The sequence below is a fragment of the uncultured Methanobrevibacter sp. genome, from assembly GCF_902771435.1.
In the GTDB taxonomy this organism is placed as follows: Archaea; Methanobacteriota; Methanobacteria; order Methanobacteriales; family Methanobacteriaceae; genus Methanocatella.
The window spans coordinates 1-5,911 of the sequence record NZ_CACXXB010000067.1 but is presented as its reverse complement, the minus strand read 5'-3'; the positions used below and the strand labels follow the sequence as shown (position 1 = coordinate 5,911).

5 protein-coding genes and 3 pseudogenes are annotated in these 5,911 nt (G+C 35.4%); 2 read left to right on the top strand and 6 right to left on the bottom strand.

Annotated features, from left to right (window positions below):
* The 6 genes and pseudogenes from rpl39e to QZU83_RS10190 form a co-directional block, all read right to left on the bottom strand.
* Positions 1-83: pseudogene (gene rpl39e, locus QZU83_RS10215) on the bottom strand (50S ribosomal protein L39e); the annotation flags it as partial.
* Positions 84-109: 26 nt separating this feature from the next.
* Positions 110-694, bottom strand: a complete 585-nt coding sequence (locus tag QZU83_RS10210) for a hypothetical protein (RefSeq protein WP_295611889.1) — start codon at positions 692-694, stop codon at positions 110-112.
* A gap of 5 nt (positions 695-699) precedes the next feature.
* Positions 700-1,056, bottom strand: a complete 357-nt coding sequence (locus tag QZU83_RS10205) for a DNA-binding protein (protein ID WP_295611888.1) — start codon at positions 1,054-1,056, stop codon at positions 700-702.
* Between the two features lie 20 nt (positions 1,057-1,076).
* Positions 1,077-1,415, bottom strand: a pseudogene (locus QZU83_RS10200) (30S ribosomal protein S19e); the annotation flags it as partial.
* Positions 1,416-1,539: 124 nt separating this feature from the next.
* Positions 1,540-1,797, bottom strand: a complete 258-nt coding sequence (locus QZU83_RS10195; RefSeq protein ID WP_295611887.1) for a YhbY family RNA-binding protein — start codon at positions 1,795-1,797, stop codon at positions 1,540-1,542.
* Positions 1,766-2,131, bottom strand: a complete 366-nt coding sequence (locus QZU83_RS10190) for a ribonuclease P protein component 4 (protein ID WP_295611886.1) — start codon at positions 2,129-2,131, stop codon at positions 1,766-1,768. The genes QZU83_RS10195 and QZU83_RS10190 overlap by 32 nt, the downstream gene beginning before the upstream one ends.
* 292 nt (positions 2,132-2,423) lie before the next feature.
* Here QZU83_RS10190 and QZU83_RS10185 point away from each other — a divergent pair, with 292 nt between their 5' ends.
* Both QZU83_RS10185 and QZU83_RS10180 read left to right on the top strand, forming a co-directional pair.
* On the top strand, positions 2,424-4,169 hold the full coding sequence (locus tag QZU83_RS10185; protein ID WP_295611885.1) for a CAP domain-containing protein: 1,746 nt from the start codon (positions 2,424-2,426) through the stop codon (positions 4,167-4,169).
* A 145-nt stretch (positions 4,170-4,314) separates the two neighbouring features.
* Positions 4,315-5,911: pseudogene (locus tag QZU83_RS10180) on the top strand (hypothetical protein); the annotation flags it as partial.

Below are 5,911 nucleotides of genomic sequence, written 5' to 3'. Positions count from 1 at the left end.
TAAGCCCAGATTGGAATTCTCCTATTTTGTTTGTTTGCTTTTGCCATTCTTAATTTTTTAGCTAATGGTTTATTTCTACTCATTTTCTCACCTGTAATACATGTAATAATTATTTTTTATAACCGATAACACGAGTTTGATAATGTTCAGGGAATATGTCCAGTGAATTTCCTCCCTTCTCATCAATCAGAGTCCTTATTTCAACCTCATAATCTGAGCTGTTGTCCTTGTTTGACTTTTCGTGTGAAATTTCAAAAAGGTTAGAGGTTATTAACTTAACAGACTTATGGCCGAAACTATCCAGATTTATATATTGAACATCTTTTCTGTCTTCAAGGCTTCTTATCTGATTGACAGTTAATTTGGGAGTTCTGTCATCACGTCTTGTCCCGTCTGCAATAATATCGTATTTTTCTGACACCTCTTCCACAACACTTTCATGAATGAATTTTATTCCGTCGTTTGGAAATCCGTCACTCAGAATCATGTCGCAGGCCTTATCCAAAATCCCGAAATCCAAATCGAGAACTTTATGGTTAAAACCCAAGGCGGCCGCTGACTTGCCTGCAGGAACGTATGAATCATAAACACCGAAGTTTGCAGTGCATAATTCCACGTCAAGACCCAATCTCTTAAGCATGACTGCCATGAAAGATGAGTCCTTACCTCCACTATACAATACAGCTGCTTTCATTGATATTATTTCCTTGTAATTTTAATTTCTCTTTTCTGACCGGCAATTTGTCTTAAAAGGACTTTCAATTGCTCATCAGTAACTTTACCTCTTAAACTTCCAGCCTGTGCGGATTGAATCAATTGAAGTTCAATACCGTTGACAAGGTCCGGTTTGGTTAATTTAAGATTGCCTAACCTAGTACGGGCTTCAGGAGTCAGGATTTGAGCTAAGATCTGTTTTTTCTGAGCTTCAAATTGTGCCTGTGCCTCTTGCTGTTGAGCTTGAGCAACAGCCTGTTGCTGTGCCTGATTTTGCATAGCAGCTTGTTGAGCCTGTAATTCAGCCATTCTTTTTTGACGAATTTCATCTAATTCGCTCATATCAAACTCTCCAATTATAATTAGTATTTTTCAAGTTCAGGAATATCTTTAATGATTTCAGCAGAAATTTTATCTAAGAATGATCTTCCTGCTGGGGAGACAACTCTTCCACCTTCAACTTTCTCTACATATCCTGCGTCTTCCAATTGTTGTAATGCGGTTCTGATAATGGATCCGCTGCCTTTTCTGAAAACTTCAGGACGTACACCACGGTCTTTTTTGCCACCGTAGAAAGTTCTTAAACTCATTACTCCTACAGGACCGTCCATATAAACTCTTCTGATGATAGAAGCAGTTCTTACATACCACCAATCAGCATTTTCCGGTTTTCTTTCTTTGTGAACACCGGTTTTAATAAATCTGCAGGTACATCAAATACAGTAGTCATATTAATTCTCCAATATTTTATTAAATAATTGTAGCTTAATCCACTGTAAATTTAAGACCTAAAAAATAGGGCCTGTAACTCTAAATTTAAAATGTTTAAGGCTTTTTCTTATAGATTACAGCAACGTGGCCTCTAACGTCAATGAGCTGTGCTCTAGTTTTAGAGACTATTTCATCTATGTAATCATCTTTATTTCTAGCGATATTTTTTGCAAATTTAAGTTTAACAATTTCATTAGCCTTAAGCTGGCGTTTAATCTCTTCAATGACATTGTCATTGACGCCGCTTTTACCAATGTTAATTGTCATCGCACCAAGAGCTCTATTCATCATTTCCTTTTTTGTGTGACTCATATTTAGCTCTCCTTTTTAACTTTTTTTCCTTGTGATAAGGAACTTTCATTACATGACCACATTCACCACAAAAAATGTTAACCTCCGAGTTAACTAGCCGGACGGTGCAATTATGGCCAGGATAAAGGAAACGCCTGCATTTCTTGCAATACCTTCGAGACCACTTTTCAGGGACTTTGGTATTGTATTTGGTGGACAACTTCAATGCCAGTTCGACATATCGATCGGACCGTTCCGGATGGGTGATGAATTCCATCTCAGCACGCTCAAAAAGAATGTTCATTCTTTCAATCGCTATTTCAATCATCCACTTTGGTCGTTTTCCTCTACTCAAAAATATCCTCCTTTAAAATGTAGGATATAATATTCAAAATTGAATTAAAATGATTTGCGCAAATTAAAACAAAAACCATAGTTAGAATAACCTTAGGTTAATATGAATATTAAGAATAAATATGTTTATTACTATTTATAAATGTTGTGGAAAATTTGAAAATTCCGTGAAAATATTCCCGGCGAAATAAAAAAAATATTTTGTAATTGGCTGCAATAACCATTGGAATCGCCCAATTATTATTAAATGAATAATATTGCTTTATAATTGCATTTTTAAAGAAATATTAAACATGAGATTTAAAAAACTCCTTATAGTCAGTTTAGTTTTACTGACTATTTTTACAATAAGTACAGTTAGTGCATCAGACAACATTACGGATGATACACTAAGTGCTGACGATTCAGCAATTGAATTGTCAGATGAAGAAATCAAGACAGACGAAATTTTAAAGGCAGATGCCAACGAGGAGGTGCTGTCCCTAAATGATTCAAACATGAAGGTTGATTTTGTAGACCAGTACGATAACGGTACAATTTACACAGTCAATCCCGAAACCGACTTCTATGTGAATGACCATGACAGCGATTATTTAAGAGTGAAATTTCCAAGCCTGGTCACCGGAACCCTGTCACTTTCCATTGACGGCAAAATAGTGAATGAAAGAGAAATAACCGCTAAGACCCATTATCTTTTCATCAACACAAGAAGCTACGGATTAACTGAAGGAAGCCACACATGGAATCTTGCATATTCAGGAGATGACGACTATGCATCAACATCCCTAAATGGCACATTTGTCCTAAACCCTGCAAGCGAAACCTTCGTTAAAAAAGATTCAAAAATGAACGTTTATGTGGTTACACAGGATGAAGGTGGAGTAATCTATGCAATTGATGAAAACAAAAACCTTTCAATCAAAAATACAAAAACCGATTACTTCAAGGTCAAGTTTCCAAAAGAAGTTGCCGGAACATTATATCTCTACATTGACGGCAGGCTGAAATCTACCAAAAATATTACCGCAAAAACCCATTATTTCTTTACAAATGCAGAGGAATACAACTTGAAAGCTGGAAAACACACATGGAAGATAGTTTATTCCGGAGACGATGAATACAATTCCACAAGCGAAGACGGCACATACACATTATATGAGAATACCAAACAAGTGCCGATCAATAAAACAACCACTTCATTAAGTGTTCCTAAAACAAAAATATTTAAATTGTCACAAAAAACCAAAAAGTATACCGTGACCTTAAAAGCAAACAAAAAAGCATTGAAAAAGGTTAAGGTTTACCTCACACTTTCCTCCGGCAAGAAATACAAAAAGACATTTACCGCAAAAACAAATTCCAAAGGTCAGGCAACATTCAAGATAACCGGATTGACCAAAAAAGGAACATATACAGGTACAATAAAATATAAAGGAAGCAAAGACTACAAGACTATCGGATACAAAATAACTGCCAAAAATGTCAAGTCAAAACTTAAAATTACAAGAGGAAAAGTGATTCCAGATACAGGAAACTATTATATAACCGTTCCTATTATAACAGCAGACATTGACGGCCAGCTTGATGTTAGTGAGGTTTATACCTTATTAAACGAATTCAGAACCCAAAAAGGCGTATGGCAATTGGATAAAAACAACCAGAACACAACCTTCTTCAACACCAACCCTTCAAATACCCTCAAACCTTTAACAACTGATGAGGAATTGGAAAAAGTTGCACAGAGAAGGGCTGAAGAAGCATATGAAGTATGGAACAAAACAGACGAACTAAGCCATGACCGTCCAGACGGCAGCGACTGCTTTACAATATACCCTAAATTACAAAAACGTGGAGAAAATCTTGCACTAGGTCAAACCACCGCAAAGCAAGTAATGGAATCATGGAAAGAAACCAATTACCCATACGAGTTCCAAGGCCACAGACGCAATATGCTTGATCCGGACTTCAACTGTGTAGGAATTGCTGCATACAAAATGAACGGCATAATCGTCTGGGCACAAGCTTTCGGAACAAGATGAAAGAACAAACTCTTTCATCTCCCCTTTTTTTATTATATTACTAATTTGATAATATTTCTTTATTTAATATTTTAAAGAAAAACAATAATACAAATCTATTTTTATGAGATTTGAATAATTTTTAAAAGAAATCTAGGATGATAGAATGAAAGAATACATAAAAAAAACAATGAAAATCTTAATGATATTTGCCATTCTTTTTTTAGTTGCAGGGGCTGTTTCAGCATCTGAAAATGTTACAGATGACGATGTCAGCGTATCTTCAAGTGATGCTGAAATAATCAGCGCCAAAGCTACAGGCAGCTTTACAGAATTGCAGAATATCATCAACAAGGCTAAAAAAGGAGATACTATAAATTTGAATAAAAACTATGCTTATTCAAATGGCGATTTAGAAGATGGAATAGTAATCAGTAAATCAATATCTATTAATGGAAATGGTGCCGTTTTAGACGGTAAAGACACTGCAAGAATATTTGTGATTACTGAAATCTATGATGAAGAAAATTATGATGAAACCGGAACTAGCGTCCTACTCAAAAATCTAGCATTCATTAATGGAAAAGCTGAAATTGGCGGTGCAATACTTATGGATTATGAATGTTCATTAAATGTTTCTGATTGTGAATTTAAAAACAATAAGGCTATTGGCATTCCGGTAAAAGATGAAATTCCTACTACAGGATTTGGTGGAGCAATTTATTCCAGCGGAACTTTAGATGTTAAAAACTCCAGATTCATACAAAACAATGCCACTGAAGAAGGTGGAGCTATTTATACGGGTGATGCTGAACAGTTCAATGTTTTAAATTGTAATTTTACAAAAAATGAAGCTAACTCTGGAGGTGCAATCAGCGCCTTATATTTAATTGCATCTGCATCTAATTTTATTGATAATTCTGCATCATCCGGTGGAGCAATATTTTCCGGATATTATGACAGTAAATTAGATATCAGAAAGTCCTTATTTAAATCCAATCAAGGCGGAAGTGGTGGAGCAATAGAATTTCATGGGACTGCTAAAATCTCAGAATCCCAATTTGTAAACAATACTGGAATGGATGGAGGTGCAATATTTGCCGGAGGAGATGAATTAAAACTGACTATTGATAAATCCTCTTTTATTGACAATTCTGCATCAGAGTATGGAGGTGCAATTGATTTTGATTCTTCAAATGCCAAAACAAGCATTTCCAATACACTTTTCAAATCCAATACCGCAGAATCCGGAGGATCCATTTCAAATGCTCTCCATAAGATAAAGTTAACCAACACTACTTTTGAAGACAACACAAATGAAGAAGTCTCCATCAAATCCAAAGCATTCAAAACATATTACAAATCAGGCAAAGCATTTAAAGTAACAGTGATTAGTCGGATTACTAAAGAGCCTATTGCAAATGCCAAAGTGGCTTTAAGATTAATACACGCAGCACCTTCAAAGGATTCCTCAGCAAAAACACTTTATGCAACAACCAACTCCAAAGGTATTGCGTCATTCAAGACAATATCAAAATTGAAACCGAACTATTACACTTGGGGATATGACATGACAGTGAAAGGATATGGCAGTGCATGGGGCGGATATTCAATTTCAGTCAATATTCCAACAATAACCAAAGCGCCTAAAGTTGTTGCAAAATTAAAAGCATCAAAAGACTTCAAAGTCACTGTTAAAAACAAAATGAACAAAAAAGCAGTTAAAAACTGCAAAGTTAAAGTAAAAGTCTACACCGGCAAAA

Bases quoted from the DNA above. Each gene is read 5' to 3' on its own strand.
- QZU83_RS10185 (WP_295611885.1), top strand. From the start codon at position 2,424: ATGAGATTTAAAAAACTCCTTATAGTCAGTTTAGTTTTACTGACTATT.
- QZU83_RS10195 (WP_295611887.1), bottom strand. From the start codon at position 1,797: ATGAGTCACACAAAAAAGGAAATGATGAATAGAGCTCTTGGTGCGATG.
- QZU83_RS10205 (WP_295611888.1), bottom strand. From the start codon at position 1,056: ATGAGCGAATTAGATGAAATTCGTCAAAAAAGAATGGCTGAATTACAG.
- QZU83_RS10210 (WP_295611889.1), bottom strand. From the start codon at position 694: ATGAAAGCAGCTGTATTGTATAGTGGAGGTAAGGACTCATCTTTCATG.